The organism is Mycobacterium sp. (genome assembly GCF_035570115.1).
Taxonomy (GTDB): domain Bacteria; phylum Actinomycetota; class Actinomycetes; order Mycobacteriales; family Mycobacteriaceae; genus Mycobacterium.
In genome coordinates, this window is sequence record NZ_DATMLH010000155.1 from 1 (window position 1) to 2,728 (window position 2,728).

Here is a 2,728-nt window from a genome sequence, read left to right on the forward strand (position 1 = left end):
AGGCCATAAAGGAGATGGACGCGCTGTTGGCCCGGTTGCGGTCCACGCGCATCGTTGAAGCCGCATAGGTGGCGCTTCCTGCAATCGGCGGGCTGTGGACGTTCGCGCGCAAGATCGAGGACCTGTTCGCGCTTCATAAGACCGTCCAGGCATCCCTCCTGGTCATCGAACGACGGCTGAAGGCGCTCGAAGACCGCATGCTCAAGCTTGAGGCCGACGAAAGGCAGGTCGTCACCGAGGCGCGGCGTGCATCGACCGCGGGAGCGACCATGGTAGGGGGCGCGATCGTCTCGGACACCGTGACACGCATTACTCGGCTTGAGGGTCGCACCGACCAGCTTGAGCAACGGCGCTTGCCGGCGTCGGAGGCATGACCCGTGCCCGTCCGCTTCCGCCACAGCTTCCCCATCGCTCCGGGCATCCGGCTGAACGTGGTCCGGTGGGGGCTATGCCGCTTCCGCTGCCGCATCCGCCTCGCCCCGGGCAACCGGTGGAACATCGGCCAGTGGGGGCTGCTCCGCTTCCGTCGCAGCTTCCACCTCGCCCCGGGGATCTGGTTGATCCTCGGCCGGCGGGGGCCCTTCCGCTACCGCCACAGCTTCCGCCTCGCTCCGGGCATCCGGTTGAACATCGGCAAGCACGGCCTGTCCACCTCACTCGTGGGTCGCGGCGCGCACGTCAAGGTCGGCCGCAACACCAGGGCGACCGTCAGCGCGTCAGGCACCGGCCTCAGCTATACGGCAACGGCACCACACCAACGTTCAGTAAACGTCGTCACCGTCGTCATCTGGGGCGCGCAGCTGCTCGGTGCTGCCGTCATAATGGCGCTGTTGTTCTTATGGGCGGCCGGATGGCTACCGCTACAAGCCTCCGCCCCGGAAGCGGACGGCGGTCGCGCTCGCGGGGCCGGCGATCGTCACTCCGCCGATCTGGCGGACGCCGACAGACGCCGCCCGTCAATGACGAACCAGACGGCCGCTCCATCTCGGCCTAGACCCAACAGTCGTGTCACCAGCCGCCAAATCGGGAAACACCCCCGAAGCAGAGCCTTTTCGGCAGTACTTTTGACATTTCGCCCATTGAGCGGTGCCGGATGCCGTGGGTCAAACTCGCAAGACGCCGTAGTCTGGACTTACCCCGGTTTCGTGGAGTGTTGAGCGTTTGGGATCAGGCTATCTGATCTGACGGCATGTTGCCCTCCCGTTTCGAGGCATTCTTTGGTTCGGCCCCTGGCGGAGCCATTCTTCCGTCCCGACCCGCACGATGGTGCGGCCGTCGCGCACAGCGGCGGTCAAGGACGGCCCCGCTTGGGGCTGCCCGAAGGGCTTGTCCTTGACGGCCGCGAGCACGATGGCAGGCTGGCATGCGTCGGGGTTGACCACCGCAGCGCGACGCTGACGCTCGTAGTCGATCGGTGAGAGATATCCGATCGAGGAGTGACGGCGGCGCGGATTGTAGAAGCCCTCGATGAATTCGAACACCGCACGACGCGCTTCGGCCGGTGTCTTGAACCGACACCGATCGAGCAGCTCGCATTCGAGGGTTGCGAAGAAACTCTCGCACATGGCGTTGTCATACGCGTCGCCGACCGAGCCCATTGAGAGGCGTACGCCTGCATCGCGGCAGCGGCGGCCGAACTCGATCGAGGTGTACTGCGAACCCTGGTCGGAGTGATGGATCACGTCCCTGGGCCGTCGCGTCTGCAGCGCCATGCTCAGCGCATCGAGCACCAGTTGTTTGGCGAGTGTCGTGGCCATCGACCAGCCGACAATGCGGCGGCTGAAGGCGTCGAGCACGACGGCGAGATAGAGAAAGCCTGCCCAGGTCGAGATGTAGGTGATGTCGGCGACCCACAGCCGATCAGGCGCTTTCGCCGTGAAGTTGCGCTCAACCAGGTCGGGCGCCTGGCGGCCACCATCCTTGACCGTGGTGGTGACGAACTTGCGCCGACACACACCGGCAAGACCGGCCTGCGTCATCAGTCGCGCAACCCGCCTGCAGCCAACCCGAATGCCCTTGGCGGCAAGCTCTGCATGCACGCGCGGCGCGCCGTAGGTGCCGCGCGAAGCTGTGTGCGCAGCACGGATCGCCGCGATCAGCACCGCGTCTCTCTCGGCACGCTGCGACGGACGCCGCTTCACCCACGCATGATAGCCGCTGGAGGAGACACCCAGCACTCGGCACATCGTGGCGATTGGATAGTTGGCCTGGTGATCGCTCACAAACCGGAACCCTTCGGTGGGATCGCGTTCGTCTCCCGAGCGAACCAGGCCGCCGCCTTTGAGAGGATCTCCCGCTCAAGCCGGAGCTGGCGGTTCTCACGCCGCAGCCGGCTGAGCTCCTCGCGCTCCGCTGTCCTCAGGCCGCCGTCGCCGCGACCGCCGTTGCGTGCCCACTGCGCCACCCAATTCCTGATCGACTGCGCTGTTGGTTCGAACTCATGCGCCAGTTCCTCAGGCGTGCGGCCAGCATGCACCAACTCAACCATCTGGCGACGGAACTCAGGTGGGTAGGCTCCTCTTGTCTTGGCCATTGTGGACTCCTCGAACACAAATATTCCGGTGTCCACGAAACCGGGGCAACTTCAACCCGAGTGATCTGACCGAGGAGGAATGGTCGCTGGTGGCGCCGTTGATCCCGCCCGCGAAGCACGGCGGGCGCAAGCGCGAGGTGGATGCGCGGGAGGTGGTCAACGGCATCATGTATGTGCTGAGCACCGGTTGTCAGT

3 protein-coding genes and 1 pseudogene are annotated in these 2,728 nt (G+C 65.4%); 3 read left to right on the forward strand and 1 reads right to left on the reverse strand.

All coding sequences use genetic code 11. The annotated features are described in order from the left end of the window. The first annotated feature begins 68 nt into the window (after positions 1-68). Both VNW74_RS14815 and VNW74_RS31910 read left to right on the forward strand, forming a co-directional pair. The gene (locus VNW74_RS14815) at positions 69-374 is read left to right on the forward strand and encodes a hypothetical protein (RefSeq protein WP_325678059.1); all 306 of its coding nucleotides are present in this window, start codon (positions 69-71) and stop codon (positions 372-374) included. Positions 375-431: 57 nt separating this feature from the next. Continuing rightward, positions 432-1,157, forward strand: coding sequence for a DUF4236 domain-containing protein (locus VNW74_RS31910; protein WP_414686687.1), 726 nt, complete (start codon positions 432-434; stop codon positions 1,155-1,157). A gap of 222 nt (positions 1,158-1,379) precedes the next feature. Here VNW74_RS31910 and VNW74_RS14820 read toward each other — a convergent pair. Then, positions 1,380-2,533, reverse strand: a pseudogene (locus tag VNW74_RS14820) (IS3 family transposase); the annotation flags it as partial. Between the two features lie 20 nt (positions 2,534-2,553). On the opposite strand from VNW74_RS14820, the gene VNW74_RS14825 reads away from it, so the two are divergent. Further along, positions 2,554-2,728, forward strand: a 175-nt coding sequence (locus VNW74_RS14825) for a transposase (protein ID WP_325678061.1), incomplete at its 3' end; no start/stop codon positions are given.